Here is a 22,247-nt window from a genome sequence, read left to right as displayed (position 1 = left end):
ATCCTATGCGTCTGGAAATCATCATCGACAAGAAACATCAGATCCCGACCTCCACCATGGAAGCGCTGCGCCAGGAGCTGCTCAAGCAGCTGGGGGAGAAGTTCCCGGATCTGCATGTACGGGTTGCCCCGGGCAGCACCATGTCCCTGACCGTCAGCCGCGCCAGCAAGGAAGAGAAAGAGCTGGCCGAAGCCATGGTGCAAGAGGTGTGGGAGAATGCCGACAGCTGGATGCCGGAGGAGAGCCTCGCCTCCTGAGCTGTCAGCAAGCTTGCTGACGCGGGGGCTGCACGGGGCTGTGAAAGCAAAGCGTATGCAGAGGAAAGCACAACGAACGGAGACGCCTGCGGGGCGGTTGGTGTTGTCATACGGGTTTCTCGCACTCGAGGGCGCCCCTGAGACGACATCCCTGAAACAAAATAACGCAGCCATGGGCTGCGTTATTGTTTTGAGCGGATGGGGCAGGGACACGGGTTGATGGTGACTCAGAGTCCGGCCCAGCTTTTCAGGCTCTGCTGCTGTACCCGGCGGTTGGCCTCGCTTATCTCCCCCTGGGCGCGCAGCGCTTTGATGGCCACGGGCAGGGCGGCTCTGACTTCCTCGCGGTTCATTCCCGCCTTGAGCGCCGGGTGGTAGGCGAGCTTGAGCAGCACATAGTCAAGGCCGGTCAGGAAGCTGTCGACACTGTGGTCGTTGAAGATGGAGGGAAATACCTTGTCGGAGTCGTTGGGCAGCCCCATCACCTGGGTGAACTCCTCCACCACGCAATCGAGAAAGCGCCCCTTGGCCCGGCTGTAGTCCACCGGAATGATGATGGTGGCACGGCTGATCTCGTGCTGCTTGTTGGTGGCGAAGTTGGCCAGGCAGAGCCCCTCCTTGAGGGCCATGCTGACGGACGGATCACCGCCCATGGTGCGGTTTGCCCAGCTTCTCATCCGCTGGTAATCGGTCATGATCAGGGTCAGGTTGGGATTGTCGTTGACCAGGGTGATGGGGTGGCCCGTGATGCGGGCCAGATGGGCGGCTTGTATCTTGACTACTTCCGCCTGCAGCGGCTTGTCACCCGATTCGTTGACAAGCTTGAGGCGCACGGGTTGTTGCCAGCGGGCGAAGCGGGTCTGTTTTGCCTCGCCATACTCCCGCTCCATGGCGATGGTCATGAAGCTCTCGATAAGGTAACTGTCGCTTTGCCAGCGCTCGGTGGCGCTCACGTGGGGCCAAGGCAAGGAAAGCAGTAAGGCAAGCAGCAGGGCGAGCCTGCACCACCCTCTGTGGTGAAGGGTCATCACTCGTTTTACAATGCACATCAATGCCATGATCACCCCCAGCCCTCTGCCTGGCCGATCAGCGCCTGGCCCGCTCCAGATCCCGCCAGGTGAGCCAGAGCCTCAAATCAAACTCCAGTTGATGATAGTCCGGCTCCATGTGCTGGCAGAGCTGGTAGAAGCCCTTGTTGTGATCCCTCTCTTTGAGATGAGCCAGCTCGTGCACCACTATCATCTTCAGGAAGGCGGGGTGCGCCTCCTTGAACAGGGCGGCGATGCGGATCTCGTTCTTCGCCTTGAGCTTGCTGCCCTGCACCCGGCTGACATAGGTGTGCAGGCCGAGGGCATCCTTGATGACGTTGATCTTGCCATCGAACACCACCTTAGCCAACGGCGCCGAGCTCTTGAGGTAGCGATTTTTCAGATCCATGGTGTAGGCCAGCAGCGCCTTGTCGCTTTGGACCTGATGACTGTCCGGATAGCGCTTGGCCAACATTTCCCCGAGTTTGCCCGCCGCGATCAGCTGCTGCACCTGGGCCTTGAGAGGCTCGGGATAGCCCCCCAGATAGGTCAGTTCCACCATGTGTGTCACCCGTTACATCCAAAAAGAGCGCCATTGTAGTCATCGCGAGCCGGCTTGCCTACCGCCGGCAGGCCGCAAAACGCAATGAAAAGGGCGGCCATCATGGCCGCCCTTGTTGTATCTGAGAGCCGTCAGCGTCTGCGATAGAGCCCCGGGTCCACCTCTTCATACCGGCTTGTCAGGTACTGATAGAAGGCGAGGTGGGAGGGGGAAGTGGGCTTTTTCAGCTCCTCGCTCACCCGTTCCGGCTTGGCGATGATGAACTTGGGTTGCTGGCGCTGGATATCGGCCAGCACCCGCTCGCGCACGTCATAGGGCGGGTTGACGTTGGCGAAGAAGAGGTAGGCGGACGCCGGCTGGCGATCGGTCCAGAGATAATATTGCGGCTGGATGCCGTCGACCCAGATCTTGTCGCTCGGGGTTGTTTCGGCTTTGATCCGATCGACCCGCACCTGAGCCGGTGGATTGAAGGGGCGGCCCTTCTGGGTGCCTTCCCAGGCGTTGTTGATCATCAGCATCAACATGGCCAGGGTGGCGAGCCAGGGGGTGGTGCTGCGCACATCCCAGGCACGCCACAGGGGCACCAGGATCAGCACAGGCAGCGCCCACAGCAAGCTGTTACCGAGCACTTCGTTTACCCGCGCAAGGGACCACTCCTTGGTGCTCCAGCCATAGCCGAGCTGCTGGGCCAGCAGCCAGCTGGCGGTGAGCACCACCAGAGAGATGCACAGCAGTCCCATGGCATCTGCCTGCTGTTCGCTGCGATCCAGCAGCACCGCCAGCGGCAGCAGACCCAGCTGCAGGTAGAGCACATCGTAGTGATCGAACACGTGGCCGGAGACCGAGTTGGCGATCAGGGTGAACAGCACGCCAAACAGGGTGACCAGCAGCACGGGGAGGTACCACTCCTGGCGGCGGCCCAGCATCAGCAGGATGAAGGGGGGTAGCAACATGATGAGGCCGGTGCGAAACAGCCCTACGGCCCCGACGGCGGGGGAGACGCCGTTGCCGTAGCTCCCCTCGAAGAAGATGTCGAATGCGTAGTATTTGAATGCTGCCAGCAGATCGTGCTGCTGGAAGTAGGCGTAGAGCGGGCCGCCGATGAGCGCCAGCCCCAGCAGGCTGGAGAGCAGCAGCAAGAGGGCGTCACGCCACTTCTCGTGCAGGCACCAGTGGCAGAACAGCACCAGATACCAGCCACCCCAGAAGGCGCCATTGTTGGTGCGCATCCAGGCGACGATGGCGAAGGTCAGTGCCGCCACCAGAGCGGGCCACCACTCGAAGCGCTTGTCCAGCAGCAGGGTGATGAAGGCCCACTGGGCGATGAGGGCCAGATGAAAGGTCCAGTCCTCGGTCATGTTGCCGTAGTAGTAACGGGTGCCGTAAAGCGCCAACACCGCCAGCATGGAGCCGAGGCGTGCCCGAAACGACAACCCCAACTGGGCAAAGGCCTGCCAGCTTGCCAGTAGCCCAAGCCAGCAGAGCCCCCACTCCAGCGCCCAGATCCCGACAAAGCCACCGAGGCGATAGCCCAGCGCATCGAGGGCGAAAATCATCGGCCCCTTGATGTCGATCATGTCCCGGTAGAGCACGCCCCCCTCGCTCCACATCTTGCCCATGACGGCAAACAGCGAGGCGTCAAATCCTGGCGCCATGGCGTAAAACAGGGGGTTGCGCAAACTGAAGAGCAGCGCCAGCAGGGCGGTCATGAGCACCACGACGGGTTTGACGCCCGGGTTGACACGAGGGGGAGTGAAACGAATGGAGTGAGTCATGAAGTCGCCTGCTCCTGCAGCTGGTCTTGAAAGCGGGCCTATCTTGCCGAGGCCGCGAGTCCGATGCAATGGGGCAGGCCCGTGCGGGGCAAATATTCTCGTAAATGGCCTGATCCGGGGGCGGATCAGGCCATGACACCCTGGTTCTCAGGGATTGGCGGTATGGTATTCGACCAGCGGTGGCTGGATGGCGAGGGTCGACAAGTGACGGGCCCAGCGGATAAAAGCGTCCGCCAGGGTGATACCCAGCTCCTGATTGTGCTGGGTCAGGGTACGGGCCAGCGCCGTGTAGCCCTCCTTGCCGGAGGCGGTATAGGCGCTCGATACCCCGCGATAGATCTCATCGGCCTCGACCGGCAGCCAGTTGCCGGGGGAGTGCTCCCACTCCAGCCGGGTGATGCGTGCCCCCTTGGGCCGCTCGGCCCGGTAACAGAAGCGCACCCCGGCAGTGTAGGGGAAGCTGCCGCTGCCATTGCCGGCCACGCCGTTGTTGGTGGCGTTGTCAATCGCCCCCTCCAGTGCCTCCGCCAGCTCGTAACCATGGACCCGATAGAGGGTGAGGGGGATGGCGAAGGGGAGCAGACGCCCGGCGATATCGGCCTCGCTCAGCGGGCCCTGCTCCAGCGAGCAGCGCACGCCCCCTGCATTGTGCAGGGCAAAATCCACCTGACCGACCTGCTCGCGCGCCGCTACCAGCATGGCCCGGGCGACCAGTGGCGCCACCTGGCTGCCATTTGGCAGCAGGGCATCCGGCAGGCGCTGATGCAGCAAAGGAGTGTCGAGGTGGGTGACGATGCGCTGGGTCATGGTCTCGATCTCCGGCCGGTAGCGTCTGGCCAGATGCTGTTCCACCCTGGCATCCGGCTCGCAAAAGAGCAGCCCGGCGGGGACGTCACCCGCAAACGGCCAGGGCTGCCAGGGCAGCCACTCCAGTTGTCCCCGGCTTTGTACCACGCGGCCCGCCTCGTCGAAGGTCAGCTCGCACACTCCGAGACAGAGGGCGCTGTGCCCCGCATGCAGGATGGCGACCCCGTTTTGCATCAGGGGATACTCCCCTTCGCTTGGCAGTCCCAGCGGCGCCAGATCTCCCAGCAGGCTGTGGGTGTGGCCGCCGATGATGAGGCTGAGCTGGGGGAATCTCTCGGCCAGCAGCTTGTCCTGCTCCAGCCCGAGGTGGCTCAACAGCACGATATGGTGGATCCCCTCTTCCTTTATCTCGCGCAGCACCCGGGTGAGGGTGTCGGCCACGGCATGAAAGCGGGTGTGGGGATCCGGGTTGGCAATGGCGGCCATCTGGGGCAGGGTGATGCCGAGCAGGGCAAACGGCACGCCGCCCAGTTCACGGCGATGCCAGGGCTGGTGGGCATCATAAAGGTGGGGCAGATCCCAGAGCCCGAGGGGCGTGTCGTCGGGCTCCTGGCTGTTGTCCAGGTTGGCGGCCAGCACGGGAAAATCGAGTTGGCGCAAAAACTCCACCAAGGGGCCATTGCCCAGATCGAACTCGTGGTTGCCGATCACCATGGCATCGGGTTGCAACATGGCGAGCAGGTCGGCGTTGGCGCGACCTTTGAAGCGGTTGAAATAGAGCGAGCCCTGAAAGGTATCGCCACCATGCAAGAAGAGGCTGGCCTGGCCTTGGCTGGCGGCCTTGGCACGCAGTTGGGTGAGCCGGGTCAGGATCCGTGCATAACCGCCGCACTGGGTGCGCCACTGGGGGTGACCGACGGGAGAGAAGCTGATCGGTGCGCCGTCGAAATGGGAGTGGCAATCACTGAAGTGGGCAAGTTGAACCGTAATACTCATCTCGGTCCTCCTTAGGGAAAGAGGCACCGAGTCTACTGCAACAGGGGGGCAAGATACCAGCCCGGCAGGCGCCGGGCTGGTGGGGGATCAGGCGGGGACCATGATCTGGGTGGCGAGGATCACCACCAGCAGGCCGACGGCGACCGGCATGCTGGTGCGTTTGACCACCTCGAACGGGGAGAGTTTGCCCATCCCCGCACAGGCGACCACCACGCCGGAGACCGGCGAGATGGTGCGGCCCAGGTTGGATGCCTGCAGCATGGGGATCACCAGGTACGCCGGGTTGATGCCCAGGCTGCTGGCCAGGTTGGGAATAAGCTCTACGAAGGCGTAGAAGGGGGCATTGCCCGAGCCGGTGGTGAAGGCCGCCAGGGTGGTGATCACCACCAGGGAGAGCATCATGATCAGGCCGCCCGAGCCCAGATCCTGGGCATGGGTCAGCAGGGTGTCGATGAAGCCGATGGTCATCAGGCCTTGGGCAAAGACGCCGGCACCCACCAGCAGCATGACCACGCCGGCGAAGGCATCCGCCATGTTGCGCCAGCACACCTGCAGGCCGTCCAGCAGCTCCTTGCCATTGCGCACGCGGATCAGCTCCAGCAGGCTGGCCAGCACCATGCACATGACGATGATGGTGACGATATCCAGCTGCGGTCCCCATTTGCCGTCAAACACCAGCACCCCGATGATGGGAGTGAAGGGGAGGATGGCGTAGAAGGCGGGAGCCGAGGTGATCAGATCACCCGGTGCCACCGGTTCGTTGTGTTCGCCGGATTTCTGATCGAGGTAGCGCTGCCAGAAGAAGTGGGTCACCGCCATGCAGGCGATAGCCACCAGTGAGATGGGCAGGGTCAGCTTGAAGGCAAAGTCCAGCAGCGGCATGTTGGCGGCCTGCGCGGCCATCACCACGTCACCGGAGGTGGGGGCCAGAATGATGGCTGCCGGGGAGGCGCAGACGGCTGCCGCGGCGCCACGGGAGATCCCCATGTTGACCATCAGCGGGAACAGGGTCGCCATCAGCAATACCCCGAGACCGGTGGCCGAGCTGACCGCCAGGGACATGGCGCAGGCGACCAGATAGGCGGCGACCAGCAGGATGTAGGGGGACTTGATGAAACCGAGGGGCTTGCTGGCCAGCTTGACCAGTATGGTGTTGGCGCCAATGTGGCTCATGTAGCCGGCAAAACCGCACAGCACCATGATCAACATCCCCAGTCCACCCCCACGGTCATTGAGCAGGAAGCGGACGTATTCGAAGATGTCGGTTGCCAGGTAGCCGGTGCTGGCGACCTTGCTTGGCAGGACGGGTTTGCCCATCAGGGCGGTGACCAGCAGCAATAGCAAGCCACCGCTGAGCAGCACGCCGGTGGCGGAGTATCCCTTGAAGATGGCACGGCCCACCACCAGGGTGACCAGGGTGCCGATAACGAGTTCCAGCATATATAGCCTTATTGGGTAGGTGAAAGTGGCATAAGTCTATTCCTATGGGGGTAATCCCGCGACAACAAGCCGGTAGTAGTTTGCTCCACATCAACATTTCCCAGTGGAAACAGCATTTTAAAAGGAGAAAAGCACTTTACCTGGTGGTTATGACTGCCTAATCTGACTCTAATTGTGTGGTTTTTAGGGTTTATGTATTTTGAATTTGCAATTTTACAGAATTAAACTCTGTTTAATTTGTGCTTGTTTGATGTTTATGCCAAATCGAGTGTTGGCAATGAACAACGACGGTTTTCACCAGACGGGTCCTTGTCAGGCGATCGCCATGCGACACCTGACGGCAGCCCGCGCCTACGGCGTGCTGATGGTCGCCGTGGGAGAGGGTCCCCGTTTCGCGGCCCTGATCACCGGCATGACGAGTGATGATTGTCTCTCCCGGCAGGCCATGCGAGTGGATGGGGTGGTGCTGTTGACCATCCCCCAATTTTATCCCCGGCGAGGGAAGGTTGGACTTTGCGAGTTGTGGTTACGAGATCGGGCAGATCGCCGTTTTTTTGCCAACCGCATTGAAAATGATCATTTCATTCAGATAGATGGTCATGACATCAATGTGAAAAATTATCACCTTAGCTGGCGCAGAATAGCCGGATCCAGGCGATAAAATTGTCAATTTCACCCTTGGTGCCCAGGTAACTCACGGAACCTGTGAGCGGGCTCAGATTTCTGAACAATCATGGTATTGCGCAGCATCCTGGTCGCACATAGGCTATAGCGTTATCTATGTGGCACCCGTTTCGGCGCGGTTGCTGTTTCGTCCGTGCAATCAAGGAAGGTAGTCTGGCATGGTCAGCAAGTTTCATAACATGATGGTAGGGATCGGGTTGTTGTTGCTGCCGCTGGCGAGCCAGGCGCAAACAGTCAGGCCGCAGGTGGTGCCCGAATCCCGCATCAATGTGCGTTTTTATGACGTCAATGCAACCAGCCCGGACCAACTGGTCAACGCCATCGTTCAGAGTGCCCCCAGGGTGAATGGCAAGGTGGTACTGGGCAAGGCAAGTTATCAGGTGGATTGGCAGCTCGAGACGGAGCAGCTGCCGGGGCGCTGCCAGCTTACCCAGGTCACTGTCCTGACTCAGGCGACCGTGCTGCTGCCCCGCTGGAGCCAGAACCGCAACAGCACGGGATCTGCCCGCGACGACTGGGCCAGGGTACTCTCCAGCATGTTCGAGTATGAATCCCGCTTCAAGGAGATGGTGCAGCGGGGCAGCAGCCTGGTGGGCGGTGCCATCGCGGCCCTGCCGAGTCACGGCGATTGCCAGGCCTTGCGCTATGCCGCCTGGGCGGCGGGCAGCAAGGAGATGGAGAAGATCCGGGAGCGCATCGATGCGTTTCAGGAGCAGACCGGTTATGGCGAGCGTTTTGGCGTGCGCTGGCCCAATTAATGGATTGATACCGACGACAACAAGGCCGCCCATTGGGCGGCCTTGTTGTTTATGGCTGGTAGTGAGGGATTCAGGCCAGCGATTTGCCCTTGAGCAGCTTGCGCACCCAGTAACGAGCCGGGTGGAGCGCCTCCAGCAGATCGGCTGCCAAGGGGAGGGGATCGCCGCAGATCTCGCTGGCCAGCAACTCGCCGCACAGCGGTGCCGAGCACAGGCCCCGGGAGCCGAGGGCGCCCAGTACATAGAGACCCGGGTAAAGTGGCAGCGGCGCGGCATCTTGTCGATCCCCATGCAGCCCGGCGTAATGATCCGCCAGCCCCTGCAATCTGGCCACGGGGCCGACCACGGGCAGGTGATCCCGGCTGGCGCAGCGTACCCCGACTCGCGCCTCATTACCGCTTATGTCTACCTCATCGGGCCAGGGCTGGCCAGGCAAGCAAGCTTGCAATCTGGTCCGGTTCTGGACCTGTTCATCGGCGCGAAATTCGAGGCTGGTCTGGTTGCGACCATAGCTGGCCCCGATACAGTGATGCGCGTTGTGGGCCGGCGTGAGATAGCCGTCGTAGCAGAGCACGGTCTTGAGCTGGCCGAGCGCTGGGCTGGTCGGAATATGGCTCACCTGACCGCGCACCGGATAGAGCGGCAGTTCGGCAAAGGGGAGCAGGGCGGGCAGTTGGTGGCCGGCGGCCACCACCAGATTGGGGGCCTGCCAGTGGCGACCGTCATGACTCATCACTTGCCAGCCGTCGCTTTGCTCGCCGATGCTAACCACCCGGGCGCCGTACTCCACCAGCAGCAGGCCGCTTGTCTTGGCTTCCTCGATGGCTGCGCGGGTCAGATCGGCCGGGCAGAGCCAGCCTCCCAGCGGATAGCTGACCCCGGCATGGCCCGAGGGCAAACCGCAAGCCGCTTCGCTTTCTGTTGCAGATAATGGGTGCATCAGCTCGGGCGGAAAGGGGCCCTGGCTCATCTTGGCCAGCTTGGCAGCGGATTTATCGTCATAACCGAGCTGGGTGACGCCGCACAGGGAAAAGGCGATGGGATGTCGTTCGGCCAGGGCCAGCAGTCGGCTTCTGGCAAAGCCGAAGGCGAGCGAATAGAAGCGCGACAACGCGTCGTGATCGCCGTTAAGGAGCGGATACAAGGCCCCTTGCCGGTTGCCGGAGGCGCCGCAGGCCGGCTCGCCATCTTCGCACAGGAGTGTCACCTTGCGGCCCCGCTCCACCAGGGAGAGCGCCGTCATGGCCGAAGCGATGCCGCCGCCTATCATCAGCACGTCCCCCTCCCGCCCGGCCGGGCGGGCATACCAGGGAGCTATGGTCTGCTGTGGCTGCTTGTCTATCCGCTCGCCGGCCAGCATTTCCCGCTTGCTGCCGTGGCCCTTCACCTTCTTCATGGCAAAGCCGGCGGCGATGAGTCCCCGGCGCACGAAACCGGCGCAGGTAAAGGTCGAGAGGGTGGCGCTGGGGCGGGCGAGACGGGCGAGGCCGTCGAACAGATCCTGAGTCCACATTTCCGGGTTTTTAGCCGGCGAGAAGCCGTCCAGATACCAGGCATCCACCAGACCGTCGGCCTGATGGGGCACCTGCGGCAACATGTCCTTGATATCGCCGAACCAGAGATCGAGGCAGATGCGGCCGCTGGCAAAGTGCAGGCGGTGACAGCCGGATACCGGCAGGGGCCACTGTTTGACGAGATCCTGGCTGAAGTGTGCCAGCTCGGGCCAGGCGTCCAGTGCCTTGCGCAGATCGTCCCGGGTCAGGGGGTATTTTTCGAAACTGATGAAGTGAAGACGCAGGGCGTTACCGGATTGGGACGTCTGTTCCAGGAAGGCTTTCATTGTCGCCAGAAAGTTAAGACCTGTACCGAAACCTGTTTCACCGATCACGAAAGTGTCACCATCATGGTGCGAAAATCGCGCTGGCAGCTGATTTTGCTGCAAAAAGACGTAGCGGGTTTCACTTAGACCGTTATCATTGGAAAAGTACACATCCCCGAAGTCACTGGAGACTGGAGTACCCGCCTCGTTCCAGTCCAATCGGGCATGATGTAAGGATGTTTGACTCACGTTTTCCTCGGCTCGCGTCACAAAATCGCGGGCATTCTACGTGAAAGCAGACCAGTTTGGCAGCCGAAAGCGGGTAGACTTGGCGCCAGTTTTTCCAGACGAGATGAATTAATGAGAAGAGCAGTGATCACCGGTATCGGCGTCATCTCCAGTATCGGCAACAACAAGGAAGAAGTGCTGGCCTCCCTGAAAGCAGGCAAATCCGGCATCACCTATTCCGAGCAGTTCGAGCAACACAACCTGCGCAGCCGTGTCTGGGGTAACATCAAACTCGATCCGTCTGAACTGATCGACCGTAAAGTCATGCGTTTCATGGGTGACGCTGCGGCCTATGCCTATCTCTCCATGCAGCAGGCCATCGCAGATGCCGGCCTGCCGGAAGATCAGGTCTCCAACGAGCGCACCGGCATCGTGACCGGCTCCGGCGGCGCCTCCGGCAAGAACACCTCCGAGTCTTGCGACATCGCCCGCGAGAAAGGGGTCAAGCGCGTGGGTCCCTACATGGTGCCGCGCACCATGTCCTCCACCACCTCCGCTTGCCTGGCTACGCCGTTCAAGATCAAGGGTGTCAACTACACCATCAGCTCCGCCTGCGCGACCTCTGCCCACTGCATCGGCCACGCTCTGGAACTGATCCAGCTCGGCAAACAGGACATCGTCTTCGCCGGTGGTGGCGAGGAGCTGGACTGGTCCTCCACCATCCAGTTTGACGCCATGGGCGCGTTGTCTACCAAATACAACGACTCCCCGGAAAAAGCGTCCCGTACCTATGATGCGGATCGCGACGGTTTCGTCATCTCCGGTGGTGGTGGCATCCTGGTGGTTGAGGAGCTGGAACACGCCCTGGCCCGTGGTGCCCACATCTATGCCGAGATCACCGGTTACGGTGCGACCTCCGATGGCTACGACATGGTGGCCCCGAGCGGCGAAGGCGCCGTGCGTTGCATGAAGATGGCGATGCAGAGTGTCGGCAAGGTGGACTACATCAACACCCACGGTACCTCTACTCCGGTCGGTGACACCAAGGAGCTGGAAGCCATCCAGACCCTGTTTGGCAGCAACGCGCCCAAGCTCTCCGCCACCAAGGCGATGACTGGCCATGCGCTGGGCGCCGCCGGTGTGCACGAGGCCGTCTACTCCCTGCTGATGCTGCAACATGGTTTTATCGCCCCCAGCATCAACATCGAGAACCTGGACGAGAAGGCCGAAGGGCTGCCCATCGTGCGCGAGTACGAAGAGGCTGACCTCAATACCGTCATGTCCAACAGCTTCGGCTTTGGCGGTACCAACGCCTCCCTGGTGTTCAGCAAGTTCAAAGCCTGATCATCCGGTTGATATAAAAAAAGCGCCTCAGGGCGCTTTTTTTGTGGCTGCGATTTGTTTGGCTGTTGTAGAGCCAGCAGAGCCAGCAGAGCCAGCAGAGCCAGCAGAGCCAGCAGAGCCAGCAGAGCTTGTCATATGCCGAGCTGGGCGGGGAGTTGTGAGTGGTCCTGCTCAGGTGGATCACCCCACAAGTGCTAAGGGGAGACGATGACAAGAAGGGGAGCCACTGGCTCCCCTTCTTACGTTAATTGGTTGCAATGACAAGATAAGGGCGGCTAGAACCAGAAGCCGATGATAAAGGAGCCCGCCAGGGTCAGCATGACGTTGGCCACCGCATAGGTGCCGGCGTAGCCGAGCGCCGGAATGGAGCTGTTGGCCGCTTCGTTGACCACATCCATGGCCGGGGCGCAGGTTCGCGCTCCGGTGATAGCGCCGAGCAGCAGGGCCGGGTTCATCTTCAGCACCCAGACCCCGAACAGATAGCCTACCAGCACCGGCAGGGTGGTCACCAGCATGCCGGACAAGAGCACCACGCCACCCACTTCGCTCAGGTGATCCAGAATGCCGCCGCCGGCCTTGAGACCCGTACTCACCATAAAGACGGCGAGGCCGAGATCCTTTGCCAGACGCAGGGCGCCCGGTGGCACATAGCCGACCGTGGGGTGATTGGCCCGCAGATAACCCATCAGGATCCCGGCCAGCAGCAGGCCGACGGCGTTGCCGAGGCCAAACTCGATCTGGCCGAATACCAGGGAGACGGAGCCAATCAGCAGCCCCAGCACGAAGAAGGTGGTAAAGGCCACCAGATCCGTGGTCTGACTGTGGATGCTGATAAAGCCGATCTTGTTGGCCAGTAGCTTGACCCGCTGCTTCTCGCCGCTGATCTGCAGCACGTCGCCTTTTTGCAGCATGATGTTGCGATCGAACGGCATCTCGATCTGGGAGCGCACCACCCGGTTGAGGAAGCAGCCCTTCTCGGTGAGATTCAGCTCCACCAGATGGCGACCCACCACGGCGTCGTTCTTCACCACGATTTCTTCTGTGACGATCTGCAGGTCAAGCAGGTTGCGGTCAAACACCTCCTTGCCGTTGCGGTAGTTGACGTCGAGCTTCTCGTGGCTTTCGGGGTAACCCACCAGGGCGATCTCGTCCCCTTCCTGGATGACGGCGTCACCGTCGGGGCTGGCCAGGATGCCGTTGCGGCGGATCCGCTCCACATAGCAACCGGTGTGGGGATAGATGCCGGTCTCGCGCAGGGTGCGTCCCCCGATCCAGGCGGCGAGCTCGGGGCCGACCCGGTAGGCGCGAATGATGGGCAGATAAGTCTTGCGATTGTCGCTGTCGGATAGGCCCCGCTCGCGGGCAATCTTCTGCGCCTCGGTATTGAGGTCGAGGCGTGCCAGCGAGGGGAGATAGCGCACCACCAGCATCAGGCCCACCAGCCCCACCAGATAGGTCAGGGCGTAGCCGATGCCCATGTTGTCGAGCACCGACTGCATGTCGGTCTGGTGAGGGAGGTTGAGCAGGCCGCTGCGCAGGGCATCCTGGGCACCGACCAGCGCCGGGGTCGAGGTGAGTGAGCCCGCCAGGATGCCGGCGGCCATGCCTGGCCCCAGATTGAAGAATTTGGCCAGCCCCACGGTCAGCAGCAGGGCGCTCAGCAAGATCACCAGGGTCAGGGTGATGTAGTGGATGCCATCGCGCAGGAAGACGCTGAAGAAGTGGGGTCCGGCCTCAATGCCCACACAGAAGATGAACAGCATGAAGCCGACGTTTTCGGTGGAGGTGGAGAACTGGAAGCCCATCTGGCCAAACAGCAGGGCGGTGAAGAGCACCCCAATGGTGTTGCCAATCTGGAAGTTGCCGAGGCGCACCTTGCCCAGCAGCAGGCCGAAGGCCAGCACCACGAACAGGAGTAGGGAGTCGCTTTGATGTAGCAGTGTCACGAAATCTATGGTCATGCCCGGAAAAACCGAGGAAAAAAGTGGGGCGGACATTGTGCCGGATCTGTCACCAATAAAGAAGCGCAAGGAACCGATTAATCAACAGTTACGAGGGGCTGTGACGGCTTGCCAGAGAGGGATCGGGAGCGTATCGGTGCAAAGGTGGCGATTTTTGCTGTTCAGACCCGTGTCAATGAGTGAAAAATGCTGACGAAAGGGGGAGCTGGACAGTGAGGAGGATAAGTTTAGATTCTGCTGTTGGCCCGCTTTGGAAGGAGCGGTTTCAGCAGATTCAACCGGTAGCGAAACAGGGTGATCTGGGAAGCAAACGACCATCATGTTGGCTGCTCGCCCAGTACTGCTGGGGTAGACAAAAGATATCTGCAAAAAGGAACAAAAGTGTCGTTTGGGCAGGGGGGAGGGGGGCATGTACAAAACAGCATAAAATCAGGTTGCCCCTCGGAGCATGGCCCGAAAAGCCGTGATAACGGGTGAACCCGCATCGGGACAGGGTTTGCTGCAGTTACCCACAGAATCTGTGGATAACCCTGTTTATGAATCCTGTTCATCGGCCCGAAAGCCGCGCCAATACTGGGCTGCAAGGGCTGTACAAAAAATACCGCATGAAAAATGTTTACATTAAAATCAAATACTTAGATGCAACAGAAGAAAACTCTGAAGAGCCGTACGCGGTGAAAAAGGGGATCGTCAGCAGCAAGAAGGATCTTGTGCATTAAAATTGGCAGAAGAGAGCACTAAAGTGGATAACTTGCACCGAGATGGTGAGGAATTGGCTCCCCCGACTGGACTCGAACCAGTGACATACGGATTAACAGTCCGCCGTTCTACCGACTGAACTACGGGGGAACATCAGGCAAGGAGGAGCATCATACAGAAGGCACCCTCAGGGGTCAAGCCATCGAGGGCATCATGGTGCGGGTGTACCGGTGCGGATCACTCGGTTACACTGCTCTCTTGCTGTTTCGTGTCGGGAGTCTCCATGAGCAAGTTGTTCAAATTAGCCAGTCAGTTTCAACCCGCCGGGGATCAACCCAAGGCCATTGCCCAGTTGCTCGACGGTATCGAGTCCGGCCTTGCCCATCAGACCCTGCTCGGGGTGACCGGTTCGGGCAAGACCTTCACCATGGCCAATGTCATCGCGACTCTCAACCGCCCGACCATGATCCTGGCTCCCAACAAGACCCTGGCGGCCCAGCTCTACGGCGAGATGAAGGAGTTCTTCCCCGACAATGCGGTGGAGTACTTCGTCTCCTACTACGACTACTACCAGCCCGAGGCCTATGTACCGACCACGGACACCTTCATCGAGAAGGATGCCTCCATCAACGATCACATCGAGCAGATGCGGCTGTCGGCCACCAAGGCCCTGCTGGAGCGGCGCGACGTGGTGATCGTCGCTTCGGTGTCGGCCATCTATGGCTTGGGGGATCCGCAGGCCTACCTCAGCATGATGCTGCACCTCAAAGTGGGAGATGTGATCAACCAGCGGGATATCCTGCGCCGTCTTGCCGAACTGCAATACACCCGTAACGACATGGCCTTCCAGCGCGGCACCTTCCGGGTGCGGGGGGAGGTGATCGACATCTATCCCGCCGAATCGGACAAGCTGGCCCTGCGAGTGGAGCTGTTTGACGAGGAGGTGGAGCGCCTCTCCCTGTTCGACCCGCTGACCGGCGCCATCGAGCAGACGGTAGTGCGCTACACCATCTACCCCAAGACCCACTACGCCACTCCGCGCGAGACCATCCTCGGTGCCATTGAACATATCAAGGAGGAGCTTAAAAGCCGTCGTGAGCAGCTGTTGTCGCTCAACAAGCTGGTGGAGGAGCAGCGGATCAGCCAGCGCACCCAGTTCGACATGGAGATGATGCAGGAGTTGGGCTATTGCTCGGGCATCGAGAACTACAGCCGCTACCTCTCCGGCCGCGCGCCGGGGGAGCCGCCGCCCACCCTGTTTGACTATCTTCCGGGGGACGGCCTGCTCATCATCGACGAATCCCATGTCACGGTGCCGCAGATCGGCGCCATGTTCAAAGGGGACAGATCCCGCAAGGAGACTCTGGTGGAGTACGGCTTCCGGCTCCCTTCCGCGCTCGACAATCGCCCCCTCAAGTTCGATGAATTCGAGGCCCTGATGCCGCAGACGGTGTTTGTCTCGGCAACCCCCGGTCCCTACGAGCTGGAGAAGTCCGGCGGCGACGTGGTGCAGCAGGTGGTGCGTCCTACCGGTTTGCTCGATCCCGAAGTGGAAGTACGCCCGGTGACCACCCAGGTGGACGACCTGCTCTCCGAAATCCGCCAGCGGGTAGCGGTGGAGGAGCGGGTGCTGGTGACGACGCTCACCAAGCGGATGGCCGAAGATCTGACCGAATATCTGGCGGAGCACGGCGTCAAGGTGCGCTACCTGCACTCGGACATCGATACTGTGGAGCGGGTGGAGATCATTCGCGATCTGCGTCTCGGCACTTTTGATGTGCTGGTGGGGATCAACCTGCTGCGCGAAGGCCTCGATATGCCGGAGGTGTCCCTGGTGGCCATCCTGGACGCGGACAAGGAGGGCTTCCTGCGCTCCACGCGTTCCCTGATCCAGACCATAGGGCGTGCGGCGCGCAACCTCAACGGCAAGGTCATTCTCTACGGGGATACCATCACCAACTCCATGAAGGTGGCCATCGAAGAGACCGAGCGGCGCCGCGCCCTGCAGCACGCCTACAACCTCGAGCACGGCATCACGCCGAAGGGGCTCAACAAGGCCATCGGCGATGTGATGGACATGGGGGGCAGCCGCAGCGCTGGCAAGGGCGGCAAGGGGAGTCGCAAGGCGGCCGAGCCACAAGGGGAGTACCATGTCCGCTCCGCCAGCGAGATCGCCAAGGAGATCAAGCGGATGGAAGAGCAGATGTTCCAGCATGCCCGGGATCTGGAGTTCGAACAGGCGGCGGCACTGCGGGATCAGATCCAGCAACTGCGCGGCGAGCTGATCGAATCATGAGTACTCGACGCTGGCTCATCTGGCGGCGCCTGCGTCGCCTCTATCAGGGCTTTCGCCATCCTGCCACCCCCTGGTGGGCCAGGGGGCTGGTGATCCTCATCCTGCTCTATGGCTTGAGTCCGGTTGATCTGGTGCCGGATCTTGTACCGCTGGTTGGCTGGCTCGACGATGCGACCCTGCTGCTGCTCCTGTTGTGGGGTTGGGAGCGCTGCTTGCCAGCCTCGGTACGTGATGGCCTGGAGGAGGGCTCCTGACGGGCTTGTAACCCGTATCAACGCGGCTTGGGAGCCGAAAACGGTTTTGTCTGGCTTTTTTGTGGAAGGGGAAGAATGAGACCTGTCTCGTGATTGTGACCCTGCATGGGTTGGCGTAGACTCCACGCCGTTCACCTCATGAGTATCAAAAAATGGATCTGATCCTGTTTGCTATCGACTTTATCCTGCACGTCGACGTTCACCTGAAAGAGCTGTTTGAAAACTATGGCATCTGGGTATATGCCATCCTGTTCCTGATCATCTTCTGCGAGACCGGACTGGTGGTCACCCCTTTCCTGCCGGGGGATTCCCTGCTGTTTGCCGCCGGTGCTCTCACCGTCGACAGCGTGCTGGATGTGCACACCCTGGCCGGTGTGCTGACTCTCGCCGCCGTGCTCGGCAATGTGGTCAACTACACCATTGGTCACTTCTTCGGCGAGCAGCTGTTTCGCAAGCCGGATTCAAGAATCTTCAGGCGGGACTATCTGGAGAAGACCCGAGGCTTCTATGCCAAACATGGCGGCAAGACCATTATCATCACCCGTTTCTTGCCGATTGTGCGTACCTTTGCACCCTTCGTGGCAGGCATGGGGGCCATGACCTATCCGCGCTTCCTGGCATTCAATCTGGTGGGCGGACTGCTGTGGGTGTTGTCGTTTGTCTATGCGGGCCACCTCTTTGGCAACCTGCCGCTGGTGCGCCACAACTTTACTCTGCTGATCTTCGGCATCATAGGCATCTCCCTGTTACCCATGGTGGTCGGGGTGATCCGCGCGAAAATGAGCCCGGCGCAGGCGAGCTGAGTTGCATAATCACAGTGCCTGGGCAAGCAAGACAAATAAAGTAGGGGAGCCATAAAGGCTCCCCTACTTCTGTGGTACTTGTGCTAGCGCGCAGGCCGGATGCCTCAACTACAGCAGCGACCCTTCACCAGATTGCCGATGGCCACTACGGTAAACACCAGCAGGTAGGCGGCGAAGATGGCCACCAGCCACTGGGGCATGGAGAAGCTGAGGAACTGCCAGGTGATCTCGCTGCAATCCCCATCCGGGAAGAAGAGCCAGGGGATCCATTGATCGAGCGGCGCCCAGCTCGGGAAGTCGGCATAAGGGCTGCAGACGTTGAACGGGGAGGGGTTGACCTGATAGTCGACATGTTGCAGCGCCAGCTGGAGACCGCGAAAGGCGCTGTAACCCCATAGCAGCATGGCGCTCCAGCGCAGGTACCACTTCTCGGGGGCAATCATGCCGAGCAGACCGGCGCAAAGGACACCCAGTGTCGCAAGCCTTTCGTAGACACACATCACGCAGGGATGCAGTCCAAGTATGTGCTGGAAGAAAAGCGCACACAGTTCGAGGAACAGGGCGGAGGTCGCCAGCAGTCCCCAGGCCAGGCGGTTGCTGGCCAAGCGGCGGAGAAACGCGATCATCTCATTGATCTCACAGAAGAAACAGTGGCTGAATTAGAGCAGAGCAGGGGACAAAAGAAAAGGCTATGTCCCAATTACGTGTTGCATGGGGCGCCCCAGCGCCTCATGCAAACACGCTTTGATATTCACACTCCTTCCGTAACGCTCCAGCATCCTGCGCCAACCCAGATAGTTCTTCAGGTAGTGGGTCGCCACACCATGAAATCGCTCCATCCACGCTTTCAACCGATGGTGATACCCGTTCACGTGCTGGATGTGATACGCACCGACCACTCGCTCGCCCTGACGATTGTGCACCACCTGATGTGTCACTCCCTGTGCCTGGCTGAAACTGGCATACACTCCCGCACCATCGCTACACAGCACCGCCTCCGCTGACACCAGCGGCTTCAAGAGCGCTATCACCGTCTCGGCATTCATCTGCTCCATCTGAAAATCCGCATGATGGCCTGCCCGGTCTTGCACCACCATCACCGGGATGTAATCCGACCCGGTGCCACGGGTTCGTCCTTTACCACCACGATGCCGTGGCGGACGCGGCAGTCCCCGTTGCCCCTTGAACGACTCGAGGAAGAAGGTCTCATCGACCTCAACGATGCCCTCTTCCCGTGTGGCTTGATGGCCTGCCATCGCCCGCAAGAAGCGATGGCGCCAGAGGAAGGCGGTGTTTTTGCTGACCCCGCAACGCATTGCTGCCTGGCGAACGGTCAGTCCTTCGATGAGGGCTTGCGCGTAGTCTTCCCAGCACTGGGCTTTGCGCAACCTGGCCAGGGGAGTTTTGGTGAGCACGGAGCTGGTGCGCAGGCACAGTTTGCAACGGTAGCGGCGCAGTCCCCGACTCCAGCCCCAGGGTGCCAGCTGAGCGGTTTCGGCCTGACAATGAGGGCAACCGCTGCATGCTGGTAACTGGGTATTGAGCGAGGTAATGGGGTGTGGAGACATGAGCTCCTGCCGGGCAACACGGCGTTGGCGCAGGGTCAGCTGAGGAAACAGAGACAACAAGTGTTGAAAGGCGGGGGTATCCATGATGGTAGACCTCAAGGTGATGGCCTACTTCAAGATTAGCCTTTCAACACGTAATTGGGACAGCGCCAAAGAAAAGGGCCCTGGCGGGCCCTTGTTATTGGAGTACGACAGGATCAGTGTAGCGCCGGGGCGACTACGGCAGCCCCCTGCGGAACAATCAGCCAGCCCTGCTGGTAAAACCATTCGGTCAGGGGCGCCAACACGGTTTCCACTGCGGCGAAACCGACCAGACCCAGCACCAGGGTGTAGGGCAATGCCATCCACACCATGCGGCCATAGGAGAGGCGAAGCAGGGGGGCCAGCGCCGAGGTCAGCATGAACAGGAAAGCAGCCTGACCGTTCGGGGTGGCCACAGATGGCAGGTTGGTGCCCGTGTTGATAGCCACCGCCAGCAGATCGAACTGTTCGCGGCTGATGGCTCCATTGAGCAGGGCCGTTTTCACTTCGTTGATGTAGACGGTGCCGACGAAGACGTTGTCACTGACCATGGAGAGCAGGCCGTTGGCCATATAGAAGAGCGCCAGTTGGTGATCCGGATCTGCCGAGAGCACCCACTGGATCACCGGCTTGAACAGCTCCTGATCGATGATCACGGCCACTATGCTGAAGAAGACGGCAAGCAGGGCGGTAAAGGGGAGCGCCTCTTCAAACGCCTTGCCGAGGGCATGCTCTTCGGTGATGCCAGTCAGGGAGGTGGCCAGCACGATGACGGTGAGACCGATGAGGCCCACGGCCGCCAGATGGAGCGCCAGACCGACGATTAGCCAGACGGCGATCACCGTCTGGGCTATGAGCTTGGCTCTGTCCTGTTGGCTGCGTTTTGCCTCTTCATAACGGTTGTACTCCTCCATGATCTTGCGCACGTTGACGGGCAGGCGGGTGCCGTAGCCAAACAGGCGGAAGTGCTCGACCAGCACGCAGGTGAGCAGACCACAGATGAAGACCGGCAGCGATACCGGCGCCATGCGGATGGCAAATTCGCCGAAATGCCAGCCGGCCTGTTCGCCGATGATGAGGTTCTGCGGCTCACCCACCAGGGTGCAGACGCCCCCCAGTGCCGTACCGACGGCGGCATGCATCATCAGGCTGCGCAGGAAGGCGCGAAAATCGTCGAGATCCTGGCGGTTGAGTTCCGCCACTTCCTGATCATCGGTATGGTCGTGATGATGACCAAACTCCTTGCCGGAGGAGACCTTGTGGTAGATGGCGTAGAAACCGGTGGCCACGCTGATCACCACGGCAATGACCGTCAGGGCGTCGAGGAAAGCGGAGAGGAAGGCAGATACCAGGCAGAAGGAGAGGGAGAGCAGTATCTTGGAGCGCACTCCGATCAGCAGCTTGGTAAACACGTAGAGCAGCAGCTGTTTCATGAAGTAGATGCCCGCCACCATGAATACCAGCAGCAGCAGCACTTCTATGTTGGCGACCAGCTCATGCTTGACCTGGTCGGCTGATGTCATGCCGATCAGCACGGCCTCGATGGCAAGCAGACCGCCCGGTTGCAGGGGATAACACTTGAGGGCCATGGCCAGGGTGAAGATGAACTCGACAACCAGCAACCAGCCTGCAATGAAGGGGTCGAAATGGAAGGCGATGGGGTTGATGATCAGAAACAGCAGGATGGCTTGTTTATACCACTGTGGCGCATTGCCCAAGAAGTTCTTGGCAAATGCCTGCCCTAGGCTTATTGGCATGATGATGGGTCTCAGCGTTGTTGTTAGGATCTGCGTCTATGCAGTCAAGGGTACTTGACCTGTACGTCCGGATGTTGGCCCGTATCTATATAATTACACGTGATTTTAATCAAAAAGCGGAACGATTATATACAAAGGTTGGGCCAAGATCTTGGGAGTGATGGTTTTATCACCACATAACCAGCGCTGACTGGCACCGCTATCGATTTTTAACACAAATTAATAACATTTTCTTTGCCATATGTGAGCAGAGGACTGACCTTCTGCTTGCCAGCCTTCCTTGCTTTGATATGATTCGTGGGCCTTTTTACGTATTACAACAGAGTCATTTCATGGTCATAAAAGCGCAGAGCCCTGCAGGGTTTGCCGAGGAATACATCATCGAGTCCATCTGGAACAATCGCTTTCCTCCCGGATCCATTCTGCCTGCAGAGCGTGAATTGTCCGAGCTGATCGGGGTGACACGCACAACCCTGCGGGAAGTGTTGCAGCGTCTGGCCCGTGACGGCTGGTTGACCATACAGCATGGCAAACCGACCAAGGTAAACAACTTCTGGGAAACCTCCGGTCTCAATATTCTGGAGACTCTGGCCCGTCTGGATCAGGACAAGGTGCCGGATCTGGTCGCCCAGTTGCTGTCGGCACGCACCAACATCTGCACCATCTTCATTCGTGGTGCCATCCGTAACAATCCGGAGCAAGCCGCCGAGATCCTGCGCGGCGCCGCCGAAGTGGAAAACACGGCCGAGGCCTATGCCGAGTTCGACTATCGCCTCCATCACCAGCTGTCGTTTGCCTCCGGCAATCCCATCTATGCCCTGATCCTCAACGGATTCAAGGGGCTGTATAGCCGGGTAGGGCGTTACTACTTCTCCGACAAGCAGGCGCGCGAAACTGCAGACACCTATTACAAGACCTTGTTGAACCTGGCCGAGACCCACGATCACGAAGCAGTCTTCATGACGGTTCGCCAGTACGGCATCGAATCCGGCAAGCTCTGGACGCGCCTGCGTCAGGACATGCCGATCGACCTGTGTGACAACTGAGTCACCTCGTCAGCCTCTCAAGAACGCGCCTTTGGCGCGTTTTTTTATGCCCGTTTCCGGTTTCCGTCTTCTTGTCAGGGTTGTCAATGACAACTAATTCCTTGAGTTGGAAGGAAATACACACTAAAAATTGATCTAGCGCAA

Annotated in this window: 19 protein-coding genes and 1 tRNA gene; 9 read left to right on the top strand and 11 right to left on the bottom strand. The window is 60.0% G+C overall.

Annotated features, from left to right (window positions below):
- The first annotated feature begins 5 nt into the window (after positions 1–5).
- Positions 6–257 carry a DinI family protein gene (locus I6L37_RS16670; protein ID WP_026456204.1) on the top strand — a complete coding sequence of 84 codons (252 nt, stop codon included), beginning with the start codon at positions 6–8 and terminating at the stop codon, positions 255–257.
- A 227-nt stretch (positions 258–484) separates the two neighbouring features.
- Here I6L37_RS16670 and I6L37_RS16665 read toward each other — a convergent pair whose 3' ends face one another.
- The 5 genes from I6L37_RS16665 to dcuC all read right to left on the bottom strand — a co-directional run bounded on the left by I6L37_RS16665 (position 485) and on the right by dcuC (position 6,865).
- The gene (locus I6L37_RS16665) at positions 485–1,285 is read right to left on the bottom strand and encodes a DUF2927 domain-containing protein (protein ID WP_254203501.1); all 801 of its coding nucleotides are present in this window, start codon (positions 1,283–1,285) and stop codon (positions 485–487) included.
- 58 nt (positions 1,286–1,343) lie between these two features.
- The gene (locus I6L37_RS16660; RefSeq protein WP_216992431.1) at positions 1,344–1,847 is read right to left on the bottom strand and encodes a M48 family metallopeptidase; all 504 of its coding nucleotides are present in this window, start codon (positions 1,845–1,847) and stop codon (positions 1,344–1,346) included.
- Between the two features lie 131 nt (positions 1,848–1,978).
- Complete coding sequence (locus I6L37_RS16655; protein ID WP_216992430.1) at positions 1,979–3,622, bottom strand: hypothetical protein; 1,644 nt, start codon at positions 3,620–3,622, stop codon at positions 1,979–1,981.
- Positions 3,623–3,769: 147 nt separating this feature from the next.
- The gene (locus tag I6L37_RS16650) at positions 3,770–5,425 is read right to left on the bottom strand and encodes a bifunctional UDP-sugar hydrolase/5'-nucleotidase (protein ID WP_216992429.1); all 1,656 of its coding nucleotides are present in this window, start codon (positions 5,423–5,425) and stop codon (positions 3,770–3,772) included.
- Between the two features lie 87 nt (positions 5,426–5,512).
- Positions 5,513–6,865 (bottom strand): anaerobic C4-dicarboxylate transporter DcuC, encoded by a 1,353-nt coding sequence (gene dcuC / locus I6L37_RS16645; protein WP_026456207.1) that lies wholly within the window; start codon positions 6,863–6,865, stop codon positions 5,513–5,515.
- Between the two features lie 277 nt (positions 6,866–7,142).
- On the opposite strand from dcuC, the gene I6L37_RS16640 reads away from it, so the two are divergent.
- Positions 7,143–7,526, top strand: coding sequence for a hypothetical protein (locus I6L37_RS16640; RefSeq protein WP_224212371.1), 384 nt, complete (start codon positions 7,143–7,145; stop codon positions 7,524–7,526).
- A 181-nt stretch (positions 7,527–7,707) separates the two neighbouring features.
- Positions 7,708–8,307 (top strand): DUF922 domain-containing protein, encoded by a 600-nt coding sequence (locus tag I6L37_RS16635; RefSeq protein WP_216992428.1) that lies wholly within the window; start codon positions 7,708–7,710, stop codon positions 8,305–8,307.
- Positions 8,308–8,377: 70 nt separating this feature from the next.
- On the opposite strand, the gene mnmC is transcribed toward I6L37_RS16635, so the two are convergent.
- A complete protein-coding gene (gene mnmC / locus I6L37_RS16630; RefSeq protein ID WP_216992427.1) occupies positions 8,378–10,396 on the bottom strand; it encodes a bifunctional tRNA (5-methylaminomethyl-2-thiouridine)(34)-methyltransferase MnmD/FAD-dependent 5-carboxymethylaminomethyl-2-thiouridine(34) oxidoreductase MnmC in 2,019 nt (672 codons plus the stop codon).
- A 90-nt stretch (positions 10,397–10,486) separates the two neighbouring features.
- Between mnmC and fabB the strand changes: the two genes are divergently transcribed.
- Positions 10,487–11,698: a beta-ketoacyl-ACP synthase I gene (gene fabB / locus I6L37_RS16625; RefSeq protein WP_124238491.1), complete on the top strand. Its 1,212-nt coding sequence runs from the start codon at positions 10,487–10,489 to the stop codon at positions 11,696–11,698.
- 275 nt (positions 11,699–11,973) lie between these two features.
- Here fabB and I6L37_RS16620 read toward each other — a convergent pair whose 3' ends face one another.
- Complete coding sequence (locus I6L37_RS16620) at positions 11,974–13,659, bottom strand: aspartate:alanine antiporter (RefSeq protein ID WP_042026458.1); 1,686 nt, start codon at positions 13,657–13,659, stop codon at positions 11,974–11,976.
- A gap of 536 nt (positions 13,660–14,195) precedes the next feature.
- Between I6L37_RS16620 and I6L37_RS16615 the strand changes: the two genes are divergently transcribed.
- The gene (locus I6L37_RS16615) at positions 14,196–14,378 is read left to right on the top strand and encodes a hypothetical protein (protein ID WP_216992426.1); all 183 of its coding nucleotides are present in this window, start codon (positions 14,196–14,198) and stop codon (positions 14,376–14,378) included.
- A 54-nt stretch (positions 14,379–14,432) separates the two neighbouring features.
- Here I6L37_RS16615 and I6L37_RS16610 read toward each other — a convergent pair.
- A tRNA-Asn gene (locus tag I6L37_RS16610) sits at positions 14,433–14,508 on the bottom strand.
- A 133-nt stretch (positions 14,509–14,641) separates the two neighbouring features.
- On the opposite strand from I6L37_RS16610, the gene uvrB reads away from it, so the two are divergent.
- The 3 genes from uvrB (at position 14,642) to I6L37_RS16595 (ending at position 17,711) form a co-directional block, all read left to right on the top strand.
- Positions 14,642–16,654 (top strand): excinuclease ABC subunit UvrB, encoded by a 2,013-nt coding sequence (gene uvrB / locus I6L37_RS16605; RefSeq protein ID WP_216992425.1) that lies wholly within the window; start codon positions 14,642–14,644, stop codon positions 16,652–16,654.
- Positions 16,651–16,908 carry a YkvA family protein gene (locus tag I6L37_RS16600; RefSeq protein WP_216992424.1) on the top strand — a complete coding sequence of 86 codons (258 nt, stop codon included), beginning with the start codon at positions 16,651–16,653 and terminating at the stop codon, positions 16,906–16,908. Before uvrB ends, I6L37_RS16600 begins: the two co-directional genes overlap by 4 nt.
- A gap of 152 nt (positions 16,909–17,060) precedes the next feature.
- On the top strand, positions 17,061–17,711 hold the full coding sequence (locus I6L37_RS16595) for a DedA family protein (protein ID WP_216992423.1): 651 nt from the start codon (positions 17,061–17,063) through the stop codon (positions 17,709–17,711).
- Positions 17,712–17,815: 104 nt separating this feature from the next.
- Here the strand turns inward: I6L37_RS16595 and dsbB are convergent, their stop codons facing one another.
- From dsbB to nhaB, 3 genes are all read right to left on the bottom strand, one after another.
- The gene (gene dsbB / locus I6L37_RS16590; protein ID WP_124238497.1) at positions 17,816–18,337 is read right to left on the bottom strand and encodes a disulfide bond formation protein DsbB; all 522 of its coding nucleotides are present in this window, start codon (positions 18,335–18,337) and stop codon (positions 17,816–17,818) included.
- 63 nt (positions 18,338–18,400) lie between these two features.
- Complete coding sequence (locus I6L37_RS16585) at positions 18,401–19,363, bottom strand: IS1595 family transposase (protein WP_216992422.1); 963 nt, start codon at positions 19,361–19,363, stop codon at positions 18,401–18,403.
- Positions 19,364–19,476: 113 nt separating this feature from the next.
- The gene (gene nhaB / locus I6L37_RS16580; RefSeq protein ID WP_124238498.1) at positions 19,477–21,057 is read right to left on the bottom strand and encodes a sodium/proton antiporter NhaB; all 1,581 of its coding nucleotides are present in this window, start codon (positions 21,055–21,057) and stop codon (positions 19,477–19,479) included.
- 332 nt (positions 21,058–21,389) lie between these two features.
- Here nhaB and fadR point away from each other — a divergent pair, with 332 nt between their 5' ends.
- Positions 21,390–22,103: a fatty acid metabolism transcriptional regulator FadR gene (fadR, locus tag I6L37_RS16575; RefSeq protein WP_042026044.1), complete on the top strand. Its 714-nt coding sequence runs from the start codon at positions 21,390–21,392 to the stop codon at positions 22,101–22,103.
- Positions 22,104–22,247 lie beyond the last annotated feature (144 nt).

The sequence above is a fragment of the Aeromonas sp. FDAARGOS 1407 genome, from assembly GCF_019048725.1.
GTDB lineage: Bacteria > Pseudomonadota > Gammaproteobacteria > Enterobacterales > Aeromonadaceae > Aeromonas > Aeromonas enteropelogenes.
Note: the sequence above shows the minus strand (reverse complement) of the source record. Positions and strands in the feature narration are given on the sequence as shown.